We start from the raw sequence: 22,151 nt of genomic DNA on the forward strand, positions 1-22,151 counted from the left end.
CTTCATTGCTCATATGGTTAATTCACGGCAATGTCCGTTTATGCAGGGTTAGCGTAAGCGGACTATGGGGAAAAAGGGGGTTACCTCATGCGAGTGCTGTTGATCGAGGACGAACCGACCACGGCCCGGGCGATCGAGCTCATGCTGTCGGCCGAAGGCTTCAATGTTTACTCGACGGATCTCGGCGAAGAAGGCCTCGATCTGGGCAAGCTCTACGATTACGACATCATTCTTCTGGACCTGAACCTGCCGGATATGCACGGCTATGACGTCCTCAAGAAGCTGCGCGTCGCCAAGGTGCAGACGCCCGTCCTGATCCTTTCCGGCATTTCCGAGATGGACTCCAAGGTCCGTTCGTTCGGCTTCGGCGCGGACGACTACGTGACCAAGCCGTTCCATCGCGAAGAGCTGATCGCCCGCATCCATGCGGTCGTACGCCGCTCGAAGGGCCATTCGCAGTCGGTCATCCGCACCGGCAAGCTGATCGTCAACCTCGACGCCAAGACGGTTGAGGTCGACGGCGCCCGCGTGCACCTGACCGGCAAGGAATACGCGATGCTCGAGCTGCTTTCGCTGCGCAAGGGCACGACGCTGACCAAGGAAATGTTCCTCAACCACCTTTACGGCGGCATGGATGAGCCGGAGCTGAAGATCATCGACGTCTTCATCTGCAAGCTGCGCAAGAAGCTCAGCCACGCCTGCGGCGGTGCCAACTACATCGAGACGGTCTGGGGCCGCGGCTACGTGCTGCGCGATCCGGACGAGCAGGCCGAAGCGGCCTGATCCCAGCGTTTCGCTTAATGATGAATCGAACGGCCTGCCCCTTAGGGCGGGCCGTTTTCGTATGTGGCGGGTAAGGATGGCCCGGTCCGGCCGTGCGAATTGGACCTTTGGCAATGCGCGATTGTGCGCAATTAAGGGACCATTCCAGTCCGCTGCTGTCGAGAGCCGACCGTCTTGAAACCCGTTCCGCGTTCGCCCTGGATCACGCTGCATCGCTACCTTGGCCTTGTAGCCATTCCGCTCCTGCTGCTTGCGGCGCTGACCGGTTGCGTGCTCAGCTTCATGCGGCCCATCGACACCTGGATCAACGCGGACCTCTTCGTGCAGCCGGCCTCTGGCACAGTGGGGGCGCCCGCGCCGGAGGTGGCGCCGCTGGTCGATCGCTTCGCCGCCCGTCACCCGGAATGGGTCGTGCGCGGCTTTCCTCTTGCCGTGGCGGATACCCGGCGGATTGCGGTCGATGTCGATCGCGCCGCGGGCTTCTCCGGGCCGCCGGTGGATCAGGTCTTCCTCGATCGCTTCAGCGGAGAACCGGCAGGGTCCCGGTCCTCGCAGGCCGCGTGGAACCGGCGTGGGGCGATGGAGCAGGTCATGGAACTGCATGCCCACCTGCTTGCCGGGCGCTGGGGGCGCTGGATCATGGGTACGGTCGCGGTGCTCTGGCTGATCGGCCACGGCATCGGCTTCTATCTGACTTTCCCGCTCAAGCGCCCGTTCTGGAAGGGATGGAAGCGCAACTGGAGAGTCAGCTTCCGTTCGATGTTCGCAAAGTTCATGCTCGATTGGCACAAGGCGAGTGCGCTCTGGCTTTTCGTTCCGCTGACCGCGCTTGCGCTGACGTCGGTGGCGCTCAATTTCTTCGAAGAAGCCTATGCGCCGATGATCGAGGCGGCTTTCGGCGATGACGACCATGTCGCCCCGCCGGGCGAGAGAAGGGATGCGCCGCTCGATTTTGTCGGGGCCGTCGCCGCCGCGCGCGCCCACGCGATGCGCGAGGGGATCGACTGGCAGCCCGCCAGCGTCCTTGCAAAACCGGAAGAGGGCACGATCGGCGTGACGATGACCGATGACGGCACCGTCAACTATCATCGTCTCGGCCCGATCTACTATTACTTCGACCGCGCCAGTCATGCCGTGGTCGAGACCTATGACCCTTATCACGGCAACCGTTCGCTCGCGGGCTATCGCCTGCTCTACCCGCTGCACAGCGGCCGGGTGGGCGGCAATGTCACGATCCTGCTGATCTTCCTTTCCGGATTGGCGACAGCCGGGCTGTGCGTGACCGGGGTCTACGTCTGGTGGAAGAAGCGCCAGTCGCGAGTCGCTGCCCGGCGGGCTGCGGTTCTGCGCCGCGGCTGAGGCGGGCTGGGCCCGCTCAGACCAGCAAGGCGAGGATCGAAAGCAGCGCCGCCGTCGTGGCTGCATTGAGCGCCATGCCGAGGCTGGCCAGCGCGCCTGCAGTCGAATCGACCTGGAAGGCCCGCGCCGCGCCGATGCCATGGGCAGCAACGCCGACGGCAAATCCGCGTGCCCGGTAATCGCGCACCTTGAGCAGGTTGAGCAGCGGTGTGGCGAACATCGCGCCGATCACGCCCGCGAACAGCACGATCACGGCAGCAAGCGCAGGGACGCCGCCCAATTGCCCGGCTATGGCCATCGCAACCGGTGTGGTGGTCGCGCGCGGAGCGATGGAGGCGAGGACCTCGCGCGGCGCACCGAACAGGGCGAGGATGCCCACGGCGCTGACGATGGAGGTGATCGCGCCCGCGCCGAGGGCGAGGACGATCGGCACGGCCAAACGGCGGATTCGCGCGCGCTGCGCCCAGATCGGCACGGCAAGGCCGACGACTGCGGGGCCGAGCAGGAAGCTGATCGGGAAGGTGGCCTGCTGATAGGTCTCGTAAGGGGTGCCGGTCCACAGCAGCAGCGCGATCAGGACCGGGGTCGACCACAGGACCGGGTGGAGCAGCGGGTGCCGGCCGGACCGCTTCGAGACGGTGTCGGTTGCTTCGAAAACACCCAGCGTCACGGCAAGCCAGAACAGCGATGTCGTCAGCAAGTCGGTCATGCGGCGGTGTCCGCTTCGGTATCGACGGGGTCGTAGGGGCCGAAGCGGCTCAGCGCCCAGCGAAAGACGAGCGCCGTCACGGCCATCGTCAGGACGGTCGAGACCACCGTCGCCACGACGAGACCGACCCCGTTCGCCTTGAGGGCAGCGCCTTCGTCGATCAGTCCGACCGCAGCGGGCACGAACATCACCGCGAGGTGCGCGGTCAGCCAGCCGGTCACCACTGTCAGGGTCGGACGTTCGCGCGGGACCAGGGCGAGCCAGGCAAAGAGCAGGATCATGCCGATCACTGAGCCGGGCAGCGCGAGTCCGGTCAGGCGGTGGACGATCTCTCCCAGAAGCTGGCAGGCGATCAGCAGGAATATCGTGCGCAACATGGGTAGCGGCAGTCCTTCGCGGTTTGCGCTGTAGAACAGCGCATTGCGCTGCGTTGCAATGGCCTTTTTGGTCGCTCCCCGTACCGCTCGCGAAACGGTGCCGATGATTGCCTCCATTGACCGCGGCGCACTTGCCTGCCAGTGGCGCGCGCCATGACGGCTTACAAATCCGGCGATCCCACGACTCTCAACCGCCTCTATGGCCGCGCCAAGGGCAAGCCCCTGCGTGCGGGGCAACAGGCGCTGGTCGATAACCTGCTGCCGCAGATCGCGGTTCCTGCCGAAGGACCGGTCACGGCCGAGCGCCTGTTCGGAGAAGACTGCCCGCTCCATTTCGAGATCGGTTTCGGCGGCGGCGAACATATGGCAAATCGCGCCGACATGCTGCCCGGCCACGGCTTCATCGGTGCCGAACCGTTCCTCAACGGGGTGGCCCAGGCGCTGCTGCACGTCAGCGGTGACAATGGCGCGCATCCCCCGATCCCAAATGTGCGCATCCACCATGGCGATGCGCTGGAGGTTCTCTCGCGCATTCCCGACGGGACGCTTTCGTTCCTCTACCTGCTGCATCCCGATCCCTGGCCCAAGGCCCGGCACGCCAAGCGGCGGATGATGAACGACGGACCGGTCGACATGTTCGCGGCCAAGCTAAAGCCCGGCGGGGAGTTCCGCTTCGGCACCGACCATGCCGTGTACCTGCGCCATGCGCTGATGGTCATGCAGCGCCATACCGACCAGTTCGAATGGCTTTGCGACAAGCCCGGCGACTTCCAGAGCCGTCCCGGCGGCTGGCCCGAAACCCGTTACGAGGCCAAGGCCCGCAACGTCTATGGCCACGAGGTCTGGTACTTCCGCTACCGCCGCAAGTAGGCCCGGTTCGCGACCGGTTGCCATCGCCGCAAACGAAAAAGGCCCCGACGGCGATCGCCATCGGGGCCTTTTCGTGTCCGGCCTGCGCCGGCTGCGTCAGCCGACGATGCCGGCCGCCGCCAGAACCGCCGACGTCAGCACGTCCGGGGCGATAGCGGTCATCGGCACGATCTGGACGGGCAGTTCCATGCCCAGCAGCATCGGACCCACGGCGGTCGTTCCGCCGATCTCGCGCAGCAGCTTGGCCGAGATGTTGGCCGACTGCAGTCCCGGCATGATCAGCACGTTCGCCGGCGCGGTGAGGCGGCAGAAGGGATAGAGCGCCATGATCTTCGGATTGAGCGCGGCATCGGGGGCCATGTCGCCGTCATACTCGAAGCCGGGCTGTTCCTGGTCGAGGATGTGGACGGCATCGCGGATCGTGTCGAGCCAGCGACCGGCGGGGTTGCCGAAGGTCGAGTAGCTGAGGAAGGCAACGCGCGGTTCGTGGCCCAGGCGCCGGGCGACAGCTGCGGTTTCCTTGGCGATGACCGCCAGTTCCTCGGCGTTCGGGCGCTCGTTGATGGTCGTGTCGGCAAGGAACAGCGTCTGGTTCTTGCCCACCATCATGTGGATGCCGAAGGGCAGCTTGTCCTCGGCCGTGTCGAGCACGCGGCGCACGTCCTTCATCGACTGCGCGAAGGGCCGGGTCATGCCGGTGATCATCGCATCGCCGATGCCCAGCTTGAGCAGGCAGGCCGAGAAGATGTTGCGGTCGGTGTTGACCATGCGCTGCACGTCGCGCTGCAGGAAGCCGCGACGCTTGAGGCGCTCGTAGAGCATCTCGACCATCGGCGCGACATGCTGCGAGACCATCGAGTTCTCGATCTGGTAGCTTTCCGGATCGGCAACGCCGAGTTCGGCCATCTTGTCGAGCACGTGCTGGGTGCGGCCGACCAGGATCGGTTCACCATAGCCGAATTCGCGGTACTGGATCGCGGCGCGCAGCACGACTTCGTTCTCGCCCTCGGCGAAGATCATGCGCTTGGGGTTCGCCTTGACCTGAGCATAGACCTGGCTGAGCACCGAAGTGGTCGGGTTGAGGCGGCCCTTCAGTTCCTGGCGATAGGCGTCGAAGTCGGCGATGTCGCGGCGGGCGACGCCCGATTCCATCGCCGCCTTGGCAACGGCCGAGGGAACGACTTCCATCAGGCGCGGGTCGAACGGCGCGGGGATGATGTACTCAAGGCCGAACTGCTGGGTTTCGCCGTAGGCAGCGGCCACTTCCTCGGGCACCTGCTCACGGGCCAGCTCGGCAATCGCGTGGGCCGCGGCGATCTTCATTTCCTCGTTGATCGCCGTCGCATGGACATCGAGCGCGCCGCGGAAGATGAAGGGGAAGCCCAGCACGTTGTTGACCTGGTTCGGATAGTCCGATCGGCCGGTCGCGACGATCGCGTCGGGACGCACTGCCTTGACTTCGGGCGGGGTGATTTCCGGGTCCGGGTTGGCCATGGCGAAGATGATCGGCTGATCGGCCATTGTCTTGATCATGTCCTGCGTGACCGCGCCCTTGGCCGAGAGGCCGAGGAACACGTCGGCGCCGACGATGGCTTCGGCCAGCGTGCGCTTGTCGGTCATGACGGCATGGGCCGACTTGAACTGGTCGACCCGCTCGCGGCCGGGATAGATCACGCCGCGCGTATCGCAGACCAGCACGTTTTCGTGGCGCACGCCCATCGACTTGATCAGCGAAGTGCAGGCCAGCGCCGAAGCGCCGGCGCCGTTCACCACGACCTTGATCTCATCGAGCTTGCGACCGGTCAGGTGGCAGGCGTTGATCAGGCCGGCAGCGGCGATGATCGCGGTGCCGTGCTGGTCGTCGTGCATGACCGGGATGTTCATGCGCTCGCGCAGGGCCTGTTCGATCAGGAAGCACTCGGGCGCCTTGATGTCTTCCAGGTTGATGCCGCCGAAGCTCGGCTCCATCATCGCGATGGCTTCGATCAGCGCTTCTGGATCTTCGCTGTTGAGCTCGATGTCGATGGAATCGACGTCGGCGAAGCGCTTGAAGAGGACGGCCTTGCCTTCCATCACCGGCTTCGATGCCAGCGCGCCCAGGTTGCCCATCCCCAGGATCGCGGTGCCGTTGGAAATGACGGCAACCAGGTTGCCCTTCGCGGTATAATCGTATGCGGTCTGCGGGTCGTCGGCGATGGCCTGCACCGGTACGGCGACGCCGGGGGAGTAGGCGAGACTCAGGTCGCGCTGCGTCGCCATCGGTTTCGAGGCGATGATCTCGATCTTACCCGGACGGATCGTCTGGTGATAGAAGAGCGCCTCGCGCTCGGTGAATTGAACCCTGCTTTTTTCAGACAAAGCGCACCTCCAGCTTTCGCCCGGACCCCTAACGGATGTTTCCGTCACGCGATAGGGGAAAGCAGCCCTGGTCACGCTTCACAACCACCGAAGCAGGGCGCTAACGCTTTTGGCCATGAGTTCCGGCGCAACCCCAATGATGGCCCAGTATCTCACCTTGCGCGAGGTCGCGGGCGATTGCCTGTTGTTCTATCGCATGGGGGACTTCTTCGAACTGTTCTTCGAGGATGCCAAGAAGGCCTCGCAGATACTCGATATCGCGCTGACGACGCGCGGTGAGCACCACGGCGCGCCGATCCCGATGTGCGGCGTACCGGTCCATTCGGCCGAGAGCTACCTCGCCCGCCTGATCAAGGCCGGCTGCCGCGTCGCCATCGCCGAGCAGACCGAGACGCCCGCCGAGGCCAAGAAGCGTGGCGGATCGAAGGCACTGGTGGCCCGCGATATCGTCCGCTTCGTCACCGCCGGCACCCTGACCGAGGAAGCCCTGCTCGAACCGCGGCGCGCCAACGTGCTGGCGGCGGCCTGCGAGGTGCGCGGTACGGTGGGCATCGCCGCCTGTGACATTTCCACCGGCCGCATGGAACTGGAAGAGTGCGCGCCCGAGCGTCTCGGTGCCGCACTGGCGCGGCTGGGCGCAAGCGAACTGGTGGTGCCCGACGGTTGGGAACTGGCGCCCGACGAAGCCATTGCCCGCTCGGGCCACGAGTTCTCCTCCGAAGGTGGGGAAGAGCGGCTCAAGATCATCCACGGCGTTGCCACGCTGGATGGCTTCGGCAGCTTCACGCGGCCCATGCTGGCTGCGGCAGGCGGGCTCATCGCCTACCTCGATCATGTCGGGCGCGGCGCGCTGCCGCTGCTGTTGCCGCCCGAGGCGCGCTCGGGCGAAGCGGCGCTGGCCATGGACGAGGCGACGCGGGCGAGCCTCGAAATCCTCGAATCGACGCAGGGTGGGCGCAAGGGCAGCCTGATCGACGCCGTCGACCGCTGCGTGACCGGTGCCGGTGCGCGCCAGCTTGCCGACGACCTGTCCGCCCCGCTGACCGATCGCCATGCCATTGCCGAGCGGCTCGAACTGGTCGAATGGCTGCACGACGATGCCATGCTGCGCGAGGACCTGCGCTCCGCCCTGCGCGCGTTGCCCGATGTCGGCCGCGCACTCGGGCGCGTGGTTGCCGGGCGCGGTAGCCCGCGAGACCTGGGACAGCTGCGCGACGGTTTGTCCGGTGCACGTGCAATCGGTGCGCGACTGGGCGAGCGCGACGCGCTTCCCGGCCTGCTCGAACGCCTGTTGCCTGACCTTGGCGGGCATGGGGAACTGGTCGACCATTTTGCTCGAGCGCTCGTCGCCTCGCCGCCGACCGAACGCGGTCAGGGCGGCTACATCGCCGAAGGTTACGACGCCGCGCTCGATGAATTGCGCGTGACCTCGGGCAATGCCCGGCGCGCGATCGCCGCGCTCGAGGCGAAGTACCGGGACGAAACCGGCGTCGCCGCGCTCAAGATCAAGCACAACAACGTGCTGGGCTACTTCATCGAAGTGCCTGCACGCCACGCGGACAAGCTGATGGAGGCGGACAGCGGCTTCTCGCACCGCCAGACTATGGCCGGGGCGATGCGCTTCAATGCCCTCGCGCTGCATGAGGAAGCGAGCCGTATCACCGAGGCGGGCGCCCATGCCCTCGCGGCCGAGGAAGCCCATTTCGAGGAACTGGTCGCCACGGCTGTGTCGGCGCGGCACCGGATCGCGAAAACCGCTGCCGCGCTGGCCCGCATCGACGTTGCGGCGGGGCAGGCCGAACGTGCGGCCGAGGGCGGCTGGGCCCGTCCGGAAGTGGTCGACGCGACCTGCCTCGAGATCGAGGGCGGCCGCCATCCGGTGGTCGAGGCGGCGTTGGCGATGCAGGGCGAACGCTTCGTGGCGAACGACTGCCGGCTGGGCACGCATGACCGCCTGTGGTTGATCGGTGGCCCCAACATGGGCGGTAAGTCGACGTTCCTGCGCCAGAACGCGCTGATCGTCCTGCTGGCGCAGGCGGGCGGCTTCGTTCCCGCTGCCGCGGCCCGGATCGGCATGGTCGATCGCCTGTTCAGCCGGGTCGGTGCTTCGGACAACCTCGCACGCGGCCGCTCGACCTTCATGGTCGAGATGGTCGAGACTGCCGCGATTCTCGCACAGGCGACCGACCGCAGCTTCGTTATCCTCGACGAAGTGGGGCGCGGGACTTCCACCTATGACGGCCTCGCATTGGCCTGGGCGGTGGCCGAGGCCGTTCACGAAACCAACCGCTGCCGCTGCCTTTTCGCTACGCACTATCATGAGCTGGCGCGACTGGCGGAGACCTGCGAGGCGCTTTCGCTTCACCATGTCCGCGCGCGCGAATGGAAGGGCGACCTCGTCCTGCTTCACGAACTGGCCGACGGTCCTGCCGACCGCAGCTACGGCCTTGCCGTGGCGCGTCTGGCCGGGGTGCCGCCCAAGGTCATCAGCCGCGCCAAGTCGGTTCTCGAGAAGCTGGAGAAAGGGCGGGCCGAGACCGGCGGGCTGGCAGCAGGTCTGGGCGAACTGCCGCTCTTCGCAGCCGCGCAGGATCACCGTGAAGAACAGTGCGATACCTTGCGCGACAAGCTGCGCGATATGGACGTGGATGCCCTGAGCCCGCGCGATGCGCTGGAGGTGCTCTACGACCTGAAGCGCGAGGCGGGCACCGAAACTTAACTTCGGCGGCCTATGCTGTCGCCATGATGTTCGGGCCGAAAATCTCCACCGTCTTCAGGAGCCGCTGGAACGCGCTGTTCTGGGCGGCTGGAATTCTGGCGACTGCCTATTGCACGGTGCCCGCGGCCGACCAGGCAGCGCAAAGCGAAAAGGCCAAGGTCGCCGCGAGCAAGGCCGAACATCGCAATCCCTGGGCCAAGGATACGACTGCCGCGCAGTGAGGCCGCCTGCAGGCGTCATGATCGTCCCGGGCCTGCCCGGAGGATGGAGCCTGCGGCTCGTTGCTCAGCTGTCGTCGTTGCCGAATTCCGCGTCGGCCACGCCTGCACGGCCATACCGGTTCTCCAGGTCGTCCATCGTCTCCTCGCCGCGATAGGCAGACATGTCGATGGTCCCGCTGGTGTCCATCTGCTTCATGTGGTCGACAAGGTCGGGCATGTCGGCAGGGTTGAGGCTGTTGGACAGCTTTTCGCTCTGGCCGAGGCCAAGTACCGGAAGCGAACGGTTCATCGCTTCTTCGGCTACCGACTGCGCCTGGGTCTCGGCGTCGGCCTGTTCGGCATTGATCGTCTCGGGGGCGAGATCGTCGGGACGTTGGGTCATCGTGAAATCTCCTTCTCCGGAGTAACGGCCGGGGCGGGGGGAGCGTTCCACGAAAAACGCCCCCGCCTCGGGAGAGACGGGGGCGTTATCGAATGGCGTATCCGGCGCGCGATCAGCGCGAGGCCACCGGCTTCTCGCCCGAATAGTCATAGAAGCCCTTGCCGGACTTGCGGCCGTACCAGCCTGCCTCGACGTATTTCTGCAGCAGCGGGGCAGGGCGGTACTTGGGATCGCCGGTGGTCGCGTGGAACACCTTCATGATCTCGTAGAGCGTGTCGAGACCGACGAAGTCGGCGAGAGTCAGCGGACCCATGGGATGGTTGAGGCCGATCCTGCAGCCCGCGTCGATGTCCTCGACCGAGCCGAGGCCCTCTCCGAGCACGAAGATCGCCTCATTGATCATGGGGCACAGGATGCGGTTGACGACGAAGCCCGGCGCGTCGCCGGCAAGAACCACGGTCTTGCCCAGTTTCTCGCCGAAAGCCTGCATGCGATCGGTGGTGTCCTGCGAGGTGGCAAGGCCGGGGATCACCTCGACGAGACCCATGACCGGGACCGGGTTGAAGAAGTGCAGGCCGCAGAAGCGGGTCGGGTCCGGCGACTGCGCCGCCATGCGGGTGATCGGGATCGAACTGGTGTTGGAGGCCATGATCGCGCCGTCCTTCAGCACCTTGCCGGCGGCTTCGAAGATCTTGGCCTTGATGTCTTCGCGCTCGGTCGCGGCCTCGATGATGAGGTCGCAGTCCGACATCGCGGCATAGTCGGCAACCGGGGTGATGCGCGCCAGCAGGGCGTCGGCGTCTGCCTGCGTCATCTTCTCCTTGGCGACGAGCCGGGACAGGCCCTTGGCGATGCCCGCCTTGCCCTTCTCGGCATTTTCGAGCGAAATGTCGGCAAGGATGACGTCCATGCCCTTGCTCGCAACGGTCTGGGCGATGCCCGAACCCATGATACCTGCACCGATGATACCGACTGACTGCACCGCATGTCTCCTCTGATGATCCCAATTTGGCGGTTGCCTAGCGGGATTGTCGCTCAGAAGGAACCTAGTCTTGGGATTAGCCGCGCCTAGCGGTTCTGGCCGGGAACCCACAGCACGTCGTCGGCGCCGTTGGCGTTCACTGCCCGGGCAAGGACGAAGAGATAGTCGCTCAACCGGTTGATATAGGCCAGTGCCGCGGGGTTGGCAGGCTGCGCCGATGCGAGCGCGGTGGCCCGGCGCTCTGCCGCTCTGGCCGATGCACGCGCGATGTGGACCCGCGCTGCGGCTTCGCTGCCGCCGGGCAGGATGAAGCTCTTCAGCGGAGCGATATTTTCGTTGATGGCGTCGATCTGCCGTTCGAGCCATTCGACTTGCGAAGGCACGATGCGCAGCGTCATCTCGTTGGGGGTGAAGTCTTCCCCGGGGGTGGCAAGGTCGGCGCCCAGGTCGAACAGGTCGTTCTGGATCCGGGTCAGAACCGAGGCATGCGGCGTATCGCCCAGGGCGCATACGGCAAGGCCGATGGCGCAGTTGGCTTCGTCCACCGCGCCGATCGCTTCCATGCGCGCCGCATGCTTGGGCAGCCGCGACCCGTCGACGAGGCCGGTAGTGCCGTCATCGCCGGTGCGGGTGTAGATGCGGTTGAGCCTGACCAAGGTCTTCGGACGGTTCTTAGCGCGCCATCGCCAGCAGCAGGGCGCAGACGAGGACCGCGGCCGCCTGGTACTTGATGCGGTTGAACATCATCTTGTTCTGCAACAGCTGGTTCGGTGTCGCTCCGACCGCGTCCGGGTCGCGGTTGAGGTCTTCCTTCGTGCTGTTGATGAACGCGACGATGCCGCGCACCAGGCTGACGACGACCATGATCATCAGCACGATGATGATGGGGACAAGAATATAGCTCATGACTCGCTATCTAGGCCTGCGGAGAGCGAAATACCAGCAGGGAACCTGTGGGCGCGCAAGGCATCGGCCAGGGCGCGGCCATCTTCGCCCGCCCGTCGGCGGTCGCCCAGCGACGGCGATCCGCGCCGCTTGGCAAGCTTCCTGCCGTCGGGCTCGACCAGCAGGGCATGGTGGTGCCAGGACGGAACCTTCAGTCCCAGCAGCGCCTGCAGCAAGCGGTGGACGTGGCTCGCCGCGAACAGGTCCGCGCCGCGCGTGACGAGCGTGATGCCGTCCGCCGCATCGTCGAGCGTGGCGGCGAGGTGATAGCTCGCGGGCAGGTCCTTGCGCAGCAGGACGACGTCGCCGAACCTTTCGGGCCGCGCTTCCTGCGCGCCCGCCGGTTCGTCGATCCAGGTGAGCGGGCCGGCCAACGCGCTGGCCCGGGCCATGTCGATCCGCCAGGCCGCGCCGTGCGGATCCACCGCGCGGGAACGGCAGGTCCCGGGATAGATCGGGCCGTCCGGCCCAACATCCGTGGCGGCGGCTGCGATCTCGGCCCGGGTGCAGCGGCACGGATAGAGCAGGCCCATGCGCCTGAGCGCCTCGCCGGCCTCAGAATAGCGATCGAGTCGACGGGACTGGTACACGACCTCGCCGTCCCACGGCAGCCCGAGCCATTCGAGGTCGCGGAAGAACTCGTCGACGAACTCGGGGCGGCTGCGGGCTCCGTCGATGTCTTCGATCCGCAGCAGGAATTCGCCGCCCCTTTCGCGCGCAAGGTCATGGGCGACCACGGCGGCAAAGGCGTGGCCCAGATGGAGTGGGCCGTTGGGACTGGGGGCAAAGCGCGTGCGGACCATTGCGCAGGATGTCCTAGCCGGATTGGCGTGCGCGACAAGGTGCGTTCGCAAGCTGTGGATTGTCGATTATACTGCAGTGCACGCAGGCTTGACGGCGACTCGCGCAAATGCTGGATTACCGGCATGCGCTGCCATCAAACCGTAATGACGGCCTGCGACAGGAGGCCATGCTCAAGTCGGAGCTGATCGAGCGCGCGGCCCGGTTCCGCAGCGCGGAGGAAGATCCCTCCCGAAGTCTTTCAGACTGCCCTGCGCTGGTCCTCAATGCGGATTACACTCCGCTCTCCTACTACCCCCTGAGCCTCTGGCCCTGGCAGACCGCGATCAAGGCGGTCGTGCTGGAAAGGGTCGATATCGTCAGCAGTTACGACCGCGCGGTGCACAGTCCGAGCTGGACGATGCAGATCCCCTCGGTGATCGCGCTGCGGCAATATGTGAAGCCTTCGGAGTTTCCGGCCTTCACCCGATTCAACCTGTTTCTGCGCGATCGTTTCAGCTGTCAGTATTGCGGCAGTCCGCACAACCTGACTTTCGATCACGTGATCCCGCGCCGGCTGGGCGGCCGGACAAGCTGGGAAAACATCCTCACCGCCTGCGCGCCGTGCAACCTCAAGAAGGGCGGTCGCACCCCCAAGCAGGCGAACATGCCGCCGCTGGTCCAGCCGATCCGGCCGACGAGCTGGCAGTTGCAGGAACGGGGCAAGGGCTTCCCGCCCAATTACCTGCACGAAACCTGGCGGGACTGGCTCTACTGGGACATCGAACTGGAAGAGTAGGGGCTTGCGTGCCGCGGGCGCAGCATCAACCCATCTTCTTGAGCAGCCACCCGAAATTGCCGCCGCCGCGCGATACGAGGCCCTGCACGACGAGCTGCTGGGTCGCCTGCGGGCGACCGTGGCCGTCGACCCACAGCGAATCCTCGATCGAGACATCGCCGCCGCCGCTGCGGAACTGCCAGTAGCTGCCGTCGGGCAGCGCGAGACCCGCGCCCTGTCCGTCCTCGGTGAGGGCAACGTCGACCTCGTGGCCGAGATGGAAGCGCAGTGCGTAGCCGACCTTGCCCCGCTTTCCCTTGCGACCCGAGGGCAGGAGCAGGTCTTCGCCGCGCAGTTCCGTCCCGTCGTCGCGCAGGATCAGGATGCGGCGGTGAGTCAGGCCATAGCGCGCGGCATAGCCGTTGTGGCTGGCTTCGAGCCGGGTGGCGTTGGAGCCGTTCTCGTTCTGCAGTGTCTTGCGGTCGATATCGACCTGGCTGACGCCCGATCCGATCATGCCGTTGATCAGGATCGCGGTGGAATTGGCGTCGTCGATGGTCAGGGTCGAATGCGCTGCCGTCGCGCGCAGGCCCTGTTCGAGCCGGACCGGCACCAGCCCGCCACCGCTGGCAGCGCCGCCGCAGTTGACGATCAGGCGGTGGCCGCCGTGCGACATTTCGAAAGCGAGGGTCGAGGCGCAGCCGTAGCGGGCGTGGCTCGGCATCGGCGGTGGCGCGGTGTCGAACAACAGGATGGTCTTCTGCGCGACGGCGCGCTGGTAGCCCCACTGGCGCACGTCGCGCAAAGGACGGGTCCTTACGCCGCTGGCGGCGACCAGAGCGCTGACGTCATCGCCGTTGATCGCCCAGGCCCCCTGCCAGCTTCCCAGCGAACCGTCGCCATGGGTCAGCGCGAGCAACGGAGGCACGAGCATTTCGATCACCCGCTCGATCGCCTCGGGCGGATCGCGTCGGGTGGCCTGATAGCAATTGCGCAGGCGCACCAGCAGCGCGATCGCTTCCATCTGCGCCAGCGGGCTGCGTGAAAGCACGCCGCCATCGTCGCCCATCAGTTCGCCCAGCGCACGGATCAGGCCGGCTTCGCCATAGAGGCGACGCGGACGCCCGTCCGGGAGGAGCAGACCGGCGGCGATCACTGCGCACCAGCCGGCCACTTCGGCAAGGCCGTCCTCGGCGTGGTGGACCTGCCGGTCGAGCCAGCGCGCGGTCTCGTTGATGTGGCGCAGGGTACGCAGGCGCAGGGCCTTCTCGCCCGAGAGGATCAGCGGCGCATGAACCAGCCAGTTCATCAGCCGCATGCCGGTATGGCCGACATTCCACGCAGGCCCCTTGCCGGGCTTGGCCGGTGGCTTGGGGTTGGCCTGGAGCCATGACGTCAGGATCCGCTCGGCTACCGGAACGCCCTGTTCGCGCGGCGCGCAGGCTTCGAGATCGGTCAGCCACGAAAAGCTGTGAACCACCGCTTCCAGCGGCGGGGAGACCCGCGCGGCGCCATGGAAATCGACTTGCGCGATCGGCGTCTTGGCTCCGTGGACGAGGAAATGCCCCGCGCGCAGGGCCGTGCCGGCGACGCGGCTGCCCGGTACGGTATTGTTTACGGTAGCCAGCAGGCGCGTCTTCGACTTCTTGCCCATCGGCGCGGTCAGCATCGTGCCGGGTACGCCGAGGCGATAGGCGAAGCGGATCAGGCGTTCACCCGCCCCCACGGCCGGCGGCGAGAAGTCGACGAGCGCGAGGGCGCGCCCCGGCTCGATCTGCTCGCCGGTCGCCACGGGCGCTTCCTCGCGCAGCTGGGGGGCAGGCGTTGTGTCCACCGTCTTGTCCTCGACACGCACTTCGGTTGCTTCAGCCAGTGGAATGGCCCGGTCTTCGTCCGGGTTCCAGGTTTGCGAACCGTTGTGCGTGTCCAGTGTCACCGTGTCAGTCCGTGTTGTCCGGGGCGAGCCCCTTCAGCGTCCGGATGTTGGACGCATATTGCGCGGGCCCGCCGCGGAAGGTGGCGGAACCCGCTACCAGCACGTCGGCGCCTGCCGAGACGCACAGCGGGGCCGTTTTCGCATCGACCCCGCCATCGACTTCGAGACGGATGTCGCGGCCCGACTTGTCGATCATCTTGCGCACCGCCTCGATCTTGCGAAGCTGGCTGGAGATGAAGCTCTGGCCACCGAATCCGGGATTGACGCTCATCACCAGGACGAGGTCGATCTCGTCGATCAGGTAGTCGAGCATCTTGGCCGGCGTTGCCGGGTTGAGCGAGATGCCGGCTTTCTTGCCGAGGTTCTTGATCGTCTGCACCGTGCGGTGGACGTGAGGGCCTGCCTCGGGGTGGACGGTGATGATGTCCGCGCCGGCATCGGCGAAGGCCTCGAGGTAGCTGTCCACCGGCGAGATCATCAGGTGGACGTCGAAGGTCTTGGCGGTGTGCGGGCGAAGCGCCTTCACCACGGCCGGACCGATGGTGATGTTGGGCACGAAGTGGCCGTCCATCACGTCGACGTGGATCCAGTCGGCACCCGCTTCGTCAATGGCGCGCACTTCCTCGCCCAGGCGCGAAAAGTCTGCGGACAGGATCGAGGGCGAGATCAGGGGGGCAGTCATGGGGGAAATCGAGGCTCCTTAGCTAACGAGGAATAAAGCACCAGATATTGTGCGGACAAGGACGAGGAAGCCCGTTTTCCACACGCGATATTGGGTCAAGGCCCGAATAGGGACAGTTGCCGCGATGCGAAATGGGAACTTCGCGCTGCAAGGCGGATTTTTCTTCGCGAAGCGTCCTGAAAGAAACTGCCGCCTGTCTGGGGGCTTGCAGGACAATTCAGTTCGCATTCACGGCGGTTAGGCCAAATTGGCCCCAAGAAAAGGTGGAGATGACATCGCCTTGCTCTTGCGGCAATACCACCGCGAATGGAGCGAAATCAGTCCACTACATGGAAGCGGAAATGAACACGACCTTCCCGAAGGGATCGATCGGAATGAAGAAACGACTGACTGCCGGATTCGGCGCTCTCGCTGCGATCGGGCTGGCGACGGCTTCGCCCGCCATCGCGCAATATCGCAGTGAAATTCACAACGACATGAGCCGTTGTACTGTCGGCTCCGGCCCGGCGGTCATGGTAACCGTCGATGGCGTCAAGGCGTCGCAGGGCAAGTTGCGCATCCAGAGCTACCGGGCCAATTCGTCGGAATGGCTGGCGAAGGGCAAGTGGCTTTCGCGCATAGAAGTTCCGGCCAAGGCGGGGACGATGACCTTCTGCCTGCCCGTGCCGGACGCGGGCACTTACGGCATTGCCGTGCGCCACGACCTTAACGGCAACGGCAAGACCGACATCATGAGCGATGGCGGCGGCATGTCGAACAACCCGTCGATCAACATCTTCAACCTCGGCAAGCCGAGCTACACCAAGGTCGGCGTTCCCGTCGGCGACAATGTGAAGTCGATCCGGATCGAGATGAAATACATGTGATCGACGTGGCTGCGTTGCCGCAGTCTCTCAGAGCCCTCCCTGATCCGCACGACGGAACGGGGAGGACTTCCAAGCTTATCGCTCCACCATCCGCGAAGCCATGATTGCCCTGGCATCCGCGAGGTCGGCCGGCTTGTCGACGTCGACCGCGGCCAGTCCGTCGCGCGCGGCAACGAGCCGGGCCTCGATGCCGACCCGGCGGCCCATTCGCGCAATGGCCGCCGCCAGCGTCAGCCGCCCCAGCGCATAATTCACGAGCATTGCGATGCCCAGCTTCGCGGCGATCCGCCATGGCCGCTTGCGATCCGCCTCCACCATCTTCCAGGTCCGGATCGCGGCGCTGGCCTTGTCGTGGGCGAGCAGGAACAGATTGCAACCCGACCACCAGCCATCGGCAAAGCGCAAGTAGGTGCGCTTGCTGCCGGGCATGGCCCGCTCGATCGCCTCGCGCCGGGCCAGCAGGATGGCGACGTCGGCATTGCCGGGCGTGTCGGCGAGGAAATCCGAAACCCACTCCGCGCGCAGCAGGGCATGATCGGATGTCGTGACCAGCATGGGCGCGCCCAGCTGCGCGAAACCGGCTTCGACGCTGGCGCTCGGTCCGGCAGCGGCAGGAACCGCCTCACAGCCCAGTTCGGAGGCAAGCGCGATTACCTGCGCATCGTTCGTCGCCACGGCCAGGCGCGCGATGCCCGCACCCCGCAGCGCGGAGACGACATGGGCGAGCATCGGCTTGCCGTCGATCTCGACAAGGGCCTTGTGGCTCACGCCTTCGGCGCTTGCCACCGGGTCTGGCACGCCGGGTCGCGATCCGGCCAGAATCAGGGCTGATACAGGGGCTTGGGTTATGCTCACGCGGCTTCTTTGGCGTTGGCGGCTTTCTTCGCGCGCCAGACCTGCCAGAGCACGCCGGGGGCTGCAAGCACCGGATGACGCTCACGCCAGGGAGTCAGTGCGACATGCACGCCGGTGTGTCGTTCGATCTTCCACGCGGCATAGCGCGCCGCGCCGTCGAATGTGGTCGATGCCTTGAGCAGGCGCATGAAGTTGTAAGGCTTGCCCAGCCGCTGCCGTTTTTTCCACCAGGCGAGCAGGCGCGCGCGCCGCGCCGGGCTCAGTTCAGGGCGGATGATGCTGTCGGCCCTGCGGGCGAAGTCGATCCGCTCGGCCACGAGAGCCAGTGGCAGCAGGCCGTCGAAATGGGTGCGGTTGGCCGAGAGGATGGAATCCTCGCGCCCGGCCTTTTCGACGCGGAATTCCGCAGCGTAAGTCGCGCGAAACAGTGCGCGCCAGTAGTCTTCGGGCGTGCCGGTTTCAGGGCCGAGGGCAACTGCGAGCCTCGCAGCGGTCTGCGCCGCCCGGGCGATGGCCTCGGCGATGACCTTGCCGGAGGCTTCATCGCGCTGCCATGCCAGGGCGCTGGGCTGGACGAAGCGCGCCCAGATCGTCGTGTCGAGCAATTCGCCCGACGCGGCGGCGCGGAACGTCTCCAGGGCCATCGTCGCCACCTTGGCGCGCAGCGTGATGCCACCGTGGTCCCATTCGTGATAGCTGACGCGCGGCCAGATCTTCTCGACCTGCGCTCCTGCCGTCAGGACGTAGAAGTCGAGTACGCCTTCCAGCGATCCGGTCCTGAGGTTGGAGCCGTAGAACAGTACACCCAGCGCGCCGGCTTCTTTCGCAAGACGTTCGGCAAAGGCACGCACTTCGGGCTCGACGGGCCGGTTGAGGGCAGCCGTCACGCGTCCAGCGAGATCCTCGCTCATGGCTCAGAAGCTCACGGGACGACGAAGGTAAGCTGCGGGCCTTCGTCGAGGATGTAGCGGCCGGCGGGGAAAGCCTCGCCGTCGAGGATGAACGATCCGCCGAGGTCGATGCCGACATCGCTGGCGCAGAAGCGGTGCACGCCTGCGCGCTTGAGGAAGCGTCCATAAAAGCCGAAGAGCATTGCCGGGACCAGCATCATCACCCAGCGTACCGGCCAGTCGACCACGGCCAGTTTCAAGCCCGGGGGCACGTTTTTGCCGAAGGGGCGCGCGCCGAGCGGGAACTTCTCGAAGGTCGTCGCGAAGGTCATGAAGCGCTCATCGTCGCGGCCCGGGCCCGTGCGCGGCAGTGGGCGTCCGGTAAAACGGTCGACGAGGCGGGTCGGGGTGCAGGCGCGCCAAGGGTTGCCGGCGCCGCCGAACAGCGACTGGATGACCGCCCAGAGGATCGAGAGGCCGACGGCGAAGCTGTTGAAGGCACCGCGGCGATGCGCTTCCTGCCCGGCTTCGGTCGCCAGCGCGAAGGTTCCGGTACCGAAGATGAAGCCCTGGATGCAGCCGCCCGAGCCATCGGCCGGTGCAACGCGCAGCGGGCGACGGGTCACGGTATTGCCGTTTTGCGCTGCAGCAAGTGCTTCGGCCAGCGACCAGTGATTGGGCAGGCCGAGGTCGACGGTCAGCGCGTTGGTCTTGCCTTTCGGCAGAATCATCAGCGTCGGCCAGTCGTTCCCGAAAATGTCGGCGCCGCACGTCAGGACGTCACGCACCGTGCCGTCGCCGCCGTCGACCACAAGATAGTCTACGCCGCGACGCGCAAATTCGGCCAGGGTGTGGTGAAGCTCCTCGCGGGTGCAGGGCGTCTCGGTGAGGATGTTGGAGCAATCGGCCATTTCCGGCGCGATGCCCTTGTTGCGGTGGCTGCGCGGATTCCGGACAATCCCGACCAGCGGAACGGCGCGTCCACGGCGGACACGCGACCCGGGGCGCGAGAGGCTTTCGCTTCCCCGCTTGCCGAAGCTCGGCAGTGATTCAAACTCGTAAATCGATCCGTACACGGGCGCCTATGTAGTGACACCCGAGCCGAAAATCACCATGAAACATGGTTTGACACAGGAAAGTTACACTTCTGTGGCGCGGGTGCATCGGCGCAGATGCAAGAACTCCGCCGGTGACCCCGGCGATTGCCAGCCCCCGCGGCCTCGACTACGGCAGGACTCCATGGTGGAAAATTCGCAAGTGGTGCCGGTCGTGACGATCGGCGAAAATCCCGTAAAATTGTGGGGGCTGGACGTCTCCGAGCGCGTGGCCCGGATCGCACGGGCCTCCAGGTTCACCCCTGCCGACACGGTGCCGGATGGACCGGCGATCCTGTCTGCGGCTGCTTTCGCCTGGGACCCGGCGTGGTTTCGGCATATCGTCAACCGACCGGGCATGGTGCTTACCCTGGGAGGCGTTCCGGCGCTCGCACATGCTGCGGATGCGAACCAGGCGCGCCGAATCGCCGAGGCGATGACCGCCGGAGTGGCATTGGACCAGACCGAAGGCATGACCGTCGTCGCCTTCGAGACGGGTCCGACGATCGAGAACAAGCAGCTTCGCAAGCGCGAGACGCCGTTCCTGCTGCCGCTGCGCAAGGACACTGTCCGTCAGTTGGAGCGCGCCAGCTATTTCGGCGCCTACAAGGGCGTGACCGACCTGCTGACCAAGTATCTCTGGCCGGAATGGGCACTGGTGCTGACCCGCATCTGCGCCCGGCTGCACATAACCCCGAACATGGTAACGTTTGTCGGCGCGGTGTTCTGCGTGATCGCAACTGTCCTGTTCGCGCAAGGTCATTACTGGGCGGGCATGGCGACGGGCCTCGTGTTCATGGTGCTCGATACCGTGGACGGCAAGCTGGCCCGGTGTACGATCACTTCTTCCTACTGGGGGAACATCTTCGACCACGGCATGGACCTCGTCCATCCGCCGTTCTGGTGGTGGTTCTGGGCTACCGGCCTTGCCGCTTGGGGCCTTGCCTATGACACGGCGACCTTCTGGTGGGTGCAGGGCGCGATCCAGGGCGGCTACGTCGTCCAGCGCCTGATCGAAGGCGGGTTCATGCGCCAGAACGGCATGATGCACATCCACGTGTGGCGCCGTTTCGACAGCCGGTTCCGCCTGATCACTGCGCGCCGCAACCCCAACATGGTGATCCTGTTCGTCTCCATGCTCTTCGCACGGCCCGACCTCGGCCTGATGGCCGTGGCGTGGTGGACGGTGCTGTCCTGCCTGATTCACGCGGTCAGGCTGGTGCAGGCATGGAATGTGCGCGCCAGGGGCGGTACGATCACCTCCTGGCTTTCGGAGGACTGACGATGAATGTGACCATGGAGAAATTCGGCTGCCCGGCAACGCTGGTCGCCGAGTTCGACCACTGGGTCGTCCTTGCCCGCGCGGCGCAGCCGACGCTCGGTTCGCTGGTGCTGGCCGCCAAGTCCGAAGTCACCGCCTTCGGCGACCTGCCGACCGAGGCGCATGCCGAGCTAAAGCTGGCGACCGGTGCCATCGAGGCGGCGCTGGGCAAGGCGGTGGGTTATGCCAAGCTCAATTACCTGATGCTGATGATGGTCGACCCCAATGTCCATTTCCACGTGATCCCCCGTTACGAGGGAGCGCGTGAATGGCAGGGCCGCGAATTCGTCGACTGCGGCTGGCCGAAAGTGCCGGACCTCGGCCACGCCGTAGCGCTCGAAGGCGACGATCTCGCCGCGCTGGTGACCTGGCTCAAGGGCTTCTTCTAAGCCCTGTGGGGGGCAGAACGATCAGGCCCAGGTGTCGGTCAGCTTTGTCGCGATCTCGATGTCGTTGAGAAAGTCCACTTCTGCCCAGTCCAGGCCTTCGATCGAAACCGTGCCGACCTTCCCGGTCGGTGCGATCGAATCGATGACCTTGAGGTACCAGTGCTGCACGCCCTCTGGGGTGCGCATCGCCTGGCGGACGGTCTCGCGGAACAGCTCGGCGCCTTCGCCGCGGAAGGCGAGGAAGCCGATGGATTCGGAATTGGACTGCTTGGCGGTCAGCGTCTTGCCGATATGGATGAGACGGCCATCGGCTTCGCGTTCCACCTTCATGTCGTCGCTGTCGTAGCCATCGGGTTTGACGTCGACGGTCACGGCGACGGGCCAGGTCTTGCCGTCCTTGTCCGTCGCGCCCTGCTGCACGCGCTGGACGATCTCTTCGCAGATCAGCGTGTCGCCGTTGAGAATCAGGAAGTCGCCGCGCATCGCTTCGCGCGCGATCCAGCAGGACCCGAGGTTGTCCGCGACCTTGTAGAAGGGGTTGAACCGGATGGAGATTTCGACGCGCGGGTCTTCGATCGCCATGAGGTGCTCTTCGAGCATGTCGGTCATGAAGCCGGTCACGACGTCGATCCGCTTCACGCCGCCGCGGGCAAGCATTTCGATCTGCCATTCGATCAGCGACTTGCCGGAGAAGTCGATCAGGCACTTCGGACGCTCGGCAGTGAGCGGCAGCAGGCGCGAGCCCTGGCCGGCGCTGAGGAGGATGGCGTGTTCGATCATGGTTACAACCTGGCTTGCTGGCGCAAGCAGCGCCCTCTAGCCCCAAAGGGCGAAAATAGAAAGATGCGGGTCGGC

At 65.7% G+C, this 22,151-nt stretch carries 23 protein-coding genes; 9 read left to right on the plus strand and 14 right to left on the minus strand.

Translation table 11 applies throughout. The features are described 5' to 3' along the window. Positions 1-87 precede the first annotated feature (87 nt). Together ctrA and SPHV1_RS13410 are read left to right on the plus strand one after the other, a co-directional pair. Positions 88-783 (plus strand): response regulator transcription factor CtrA, encoded by a 696-nt coding sequence (gene ctrA / locus SPHV1_RS13405; RefSeq protein ID WP_038576013.1) that lies wholly within the window; start codon positions 88-90, stop codon positions 781-783. Positions 784-957: 174 nt separating this feature from the next. Next, positions 958-2,142, plus strand: coding sequence for a PepSY domain-containing protein (locus SPHV1_RS13410; protein ID WP_231634675.1), 1,185 nt, complete (start codon positions 958-960; stop codon positions 2,140-2,142). A 16-nt stretch (positions 2,143-2,158) separates the two neighbouring features. On the opposite strand, the gene SPHV1_RS13415 is transcribed toward SPHV1_RS13410, so the two are convergent. Next, positions 2,159-2,851, minus strand: coding sequence for an LrgB family protein (locus SPHV1_RS13415; protein ID WP_054946544.1), 693 nt, complete (start codon positions 2,849-2,851; stop codon positions 2,159-2,161). After that, positions 2,848-3,345: a CidA/LrgA family protein gene (locus SPHV1_RS13420; protein WP_231634676.1), complete on the minus strand. Its 498-nt coding sequence runs from the start codon at positions 3,343-3,345 to the stop codon at positions 2,848-2,850. The genes SPHV1_RS13415 and SPHV1_RS13420 overlap by 4 nt, the downstream gene beginning before the upstream one ends. 36 nt (positions 3,346-3,381) lie before the next feature. Here SPHV1_RS13420 and SPHV1_RS13425 point away from each other — a divergent pair, with 36 nt between their 5' ends. Then, complete coding sequence (locus SPHV1_RS13425; protein ID WP_054946675.1) at positions 3,382-4,098, plus strand: tRNA (guanosine(46)-N(7))-methyltransferase TrmB; 717 nt, start codon at positions 3,382-3,384, stop codon at positions 4,096-4,098. A gap of 96 nt (positions 4,099-4,194) precedes the next feature. Here SPHV1_RS13425 and SPHV1_RS13430 read toward each other — a convergent pair whose 3' ends face one another. Next, entirely contained in the window at positions 4,195-6,456 is a 2,262-nt protein-coding gene (locus tag SPHV1_RS13430) for an NADP-dependent malic enzyme (RefSeq protein ID WP_054946545.1), read from the minus strand. A 136-nt stretch (positions 6,457-6,592) separates the two neighbouring features. On the opposite strand from SPHV1_RS13430, the gene mutS reads away from it, so the two are divergent. Together mutS and SPHV1_RS13440 are read left to right on the plus strand one after the other, a co-directional pair. Then, entirely contained in the window at positions 6,593-9,175 is a 2,583-nt protein-coding gene (gene mutS, locus SPHV1_RS13435) for a DNA mismatch repair protein MutS (protein ID WP_054946546.1), read from the plus strand. 26 nt (positions 9,176-9,201) lie between these two features. Beyond that, positions 9,202-9,396, plus strand: a complete 195-nt coding sequence (locus tag SPHV1_RS13440; RefSeq protein ID WP_231634677.1) for a hypothetical protein — start codon at positions 9,202-9,204, stop codon at positions 9,394-9,396. A gap of 64 nt (positions 9,397-9,460) precedes the next feature. Here SPHV1_RS13440 and SPHV1_RS13445 read toward each other — a convergent pair whose 3' ends face one another. From SPHV1_RS13445 to gluQRS, 5 genes are all read right to left on the minus strand, one after another. Then, a complete protein-coding gene (locus tag SPHV1_RS13445) occupies positions 9,461-9,778 on the minus strand; it encodes a hypothetical protein (protein WP_054946548.1) in 318 nt (105 codons plus the stop codon). Positions 9,779-9,890: 112 nt separating this feature from the next. Continuing rightward, entirely contained in the window at positions 9,891-10,760 is an 870-nt protein-coding gene (locus tag SPHV1_RS13450) for a 3-hydroxyacyl-CoA dehydrogenase family protein (protein WP_082431010.1), read from the minus strand. Positions 10,761-10,846: 86 nt separating this feature from the next. Next, positions 10,847-11,416 (minus strand): cob(I)yrinic acid a,c-diamide adenosyltransferase, encoded by a 570-nt coding sequence (locus tag SPHV1_RS13455; protein WP_054946550.1) that lies wholly within the window; start codon positions 11,414-11,416, stop codon positions 10,847-10,849. 16 nt (positions 11,417-11,432) lie between these two features. Next, the gene (locus SPHV1_RS13460; RefSeq protein WP_041558645.1) at positions 11,433-11,666 is read right to left on the minus strand and encodes an HIG1 domain-containing protein; all 234 of its coding nucleotides are present in this window, start codon (positions 11,664-11,666) and stop codon (positions 11,433-11,435) included. After that, positions 11,663-12,508: a tRNA glutamyl-Q(34) synthetase GluQRS gene (gene gluQRS, locus SPHV1_RS13465; RefSeq protein WP_054946551.1), complete on the minus strand. Its 846-nt coding sequence runs from the start codon at positions 12,506-12,508 to the stop codon at positions 11,663-11,665. Before gluQRS ends, SPHV1_RS13460 begins: the two co-directional genes overlap by 4 nt. A gap of 167 nt (positions 12,509-12,675) precedes the next feature. Between gluQRS and SPHV1_RS13470 the strand changes: the two genes are divergently transcribed. Next, positions 12,676-13,284 carry an HNH endonuclease gene (locus SPHV1_RS13470; protein ID WP_054946676.1) on the plus strand — a complete coding sequence of 203 codons (609 nt, stop codon included), beginning with the start codon at positions 12,676-12,678 and terminating at the stop codon, positions 13,282-13,284. Positions 13,285-13,309: 25 nt separating this feature from the next. On the opposite strand, the gene SPHV1_RS13475 is transcribed toward SPHV1_RS13470, so the two are convergent. Both SPHV1_RS13475 and rpe read right to left on the minus strand, forming a co-directional pair. Then, positions 13,310-15,199 carry a heparinase II/III family protein gene (locus SPHV1_RS13475; protein WP_054946552.1) on the minus strand — a complete coding sequence of 630 codons (1,890 nt, stop codon included), beginning with the start codon at positions 15,197-15,199 and terminating at the stop codon, positions 13,310-13,312. 4 nt (positions 15,200-15,203) lie between these two features. Continuing rightward, positions 15,204-15,881: a ribulose-phosphate 3-epimerase gene (gene rpe, locus SPHV1_RS13480; protein ID WP_054946553.1), complete on the minus strand. Its 678-nt coding sequence runs from the start codon at positions 15,879-15,881 to the stop codon at positions 15,204-15,206. Between the two features lie 341 nt (positions 15,882-16,222). On the opposite strand from rpe, the gene SPHV1_RS13485 reads away from it, so the two are divergent. After that, positions 16,223-16,747: a DUF2141 domain-containing protein gene (locus SPHV1_RS13485; RefSeq protein WP_369817913.1), complete on the plus strand. Its 525-nt coding sequence runs from the start codon at positions 16,223-16,225 to the stop codon at positions 16,745-16,747. 75 nt (positions 16,748-16,822) lie between these two features. Here SPHV1_RS13485 and SPHV1_RS13490 read toward each other — a convergent pair whose 3' ends face one another. From SPHV1_RS13490 to SPHV1_RS13500, 3 genes are read right to left on the minus strand one after another with little or no spacing between them, the layout of a single operon-like run. After that, on the minus strand, positions 16,823-17,602 hold the full coding sequence (locus SPHV1_RS13490) for a nucleotidyltransferase family protein (protein ID WP_054946554.1): 780 nt from the start codon (positions 17,600-17,602) through the stop codon (positions 16,823-16,825). Then, a complete protein-coding gene (locus tag SPHV1_RS13495) occupies positions 17,599-18,513 on the minus strand; it encodes a hypothetical protein (protein ID WP_054946555.1) in 915 nt (304 codons plus the stop codon). The genes SPHV1_RS13490 and SPHV1_RS13495 overlap by 4 nt, the downstream gene beginning before the upstream one ends. Positions 18,514-18,524: 11 nt before the next feature. Next, entirely contained in the window at positions 18,525-19,568 is a 1,044-nt protein-coding gene (locus SPHV1_RS13500; RefSeq protein ID WP_054946556.1) for a diacylglycerol kinase family protein, read from the minus strand. 163 nt (positions 19,569-19,731) lie between these two features. On the opposite strand from SPHV1_RS13500, the gene SPHV1_RS13505 reads away from it, so the two are divergent. Continuing rightward, positions 19,732-20,868, plus strand: coding sequence for a CDP-alcohol phosphatidyltransferase family protein (locus SPHV1_RS13505; protein ID WP_054946557.1), 1,137 nt, complete (start codon positions 19,732-19,734; stop codon positions 20,866-20,868). A gap of 2 nt (positions 20,869-20,870) precedes the next feature. Then, entirely contained in the window at positions 20,871-21,296 is a 426-nt protein-coding gene (locus SPHV1_RS13510; RefSeq protein ID WP_054946558.1) for an HIT family protein, read from the plus strand. Between the two features lie 21 nt (positions 21,297-21,317). Here the strand turns inward: SPHV1_RS13510 and SPHV1_RS13515 are convergent, their stop codons facing one another. Next, a complete protein-coding gene (locus SPHV1_RS13515; RefSeq protein WP_054946559.1) occupies positions 21,318-22,076 on the minus strand; it encodes a sugar phosphate nucleotidyltransferase in 759 nt (252 codons plus the stop codon). Between the last annotated feature and the right edge of the window lie 75 nt (positions 22,077-22,151).

This window comes from Novosphingobium sp. KN65.2 (assembly GCF_001368935.1).
GTDB classification, from domain to species: domain Bacteria; phylum Pseudomonadota; class Alphaproteobacteria; order Sphingomonadales; family Sphingomonadaceae; genus Novosphingobium; species Novosphingobium mathurense.

Excerpts from the sequence above, each read along its gene's own strand:
- ctrA (WP_038576013.1), top strand. The coding sequence starts at position 88 with ATGCGAGTGCTGTTGATCGAGGACGAACCGACCACGGCCCGGGCGATC.
- SPHV1_RS13415 (WP_054946544.1), bottom strand. The coding sequence starts at position 2,851 with ATGACCGACTTGCTGACGACATCGCTGTTCTGGCTTGCCGTGACGCTG.
- SPHV1_RS13420 (WP_231634676.1), bottom strand. The coding sequence starts at position 3,345 with ATGGAGGCAATCATCGGCACCGTTTCGCGAGCGGTACGGGGAGCGACC.
- SPHV1_RS13425 (WP_054946675.1), top strand. The coding sequence starts at position 3,382 with ATGACGGCTTACAAATCCGGCGATCCCACGACTCTCAACCGCCTCTAT.
- mutS (WP_054946546.1), top strand. The coding sequence starts at position 6,593 with ATGATGGCCCAGTATCTCACCTTGCGCGAGGTCGCGGGCGATTGCCTG.
- SPHV1_RS13440 (WP_231634677.1), top strand. The coding sequence starts at position 9,202 with ATGTTCGGGCCGAAAATCTCCACCGTCTTCAGGAGCCGCTGGAACGCG.
- SPHV1_RS13445 (WP_054946548.1), bottom strand. The coding sequence starts at position 9,778 with ATGACCCAACGTCCCGACGATCTCGCCCCCGAGACGATCAATGCCGAA.
- SPHV1_RS13460 (WP_041558645.1), bottom strand. The coding sequence starts at position 11,666 with ATGAGCTATATTCTTGTCCCCATCATCATCGTGCTGATGATCATGGTC.
- gluQRS (WP_054946551.1), bottom strand. The coding sequence starts at position 12,508 with ATGGTCCGCACGCGCTTTGCCCCCAGTCCCAACGGCCCACTCCATCTG.
- SPHV1_RS13470 (WP_054946676.1), top strand. The coding sequence starts at position 12,676 with ATGCTCAAGTCGGAGCTGATCGAGCGCGCGGCCCGGTTCCGCAGCGCG.
- rpe (WP_054946553.1), bottom strand. The coding sequence starts at position 15,881 with ATGACTGCCCCCCTGATCTCGCCCTCGATCCTGTCCGCAGACTTTTCG.
- SPHV1_RS13485 (WP_369817913.1), top strand. The coding sequence starts at position 16,223 with ATGAACACGACCTTCCCGAAGGGATCGATCGGAATGAAGAAACGACTG.
- SPHV1_RS13495 (WP_054946555.1), bottom strand. The coding sequence starts at position 18,513 with ATGAGCGAGGATCTCGCTGGACGCGTGACGGCTGCCCTCAACCGGCCC.
- SPHV1_RS13505 (WP_054946557.1), top strand. The coding sequence starts at position 19,732 with ATGGTGGAAAATTCGCAAGTGGTGCCGGTCGTGACGATCGGCGAAAAT.
- SPHV1_RS13510 (WP_054946558.1), top strand. The coding sequence starts at position 20,871 with ATGAATGTGACCATGGAGAAATTCGGCTGCCCGGCAACGCTGGTCGCC.
- SPHV1_RS13515 (WP_054946559.1), bottom strand. The coding sequence starts at position 22,076 with ATGATCGAACACGCCATCCTCCTCAGCGCCGGCCAGGGCTCGCGCCTG.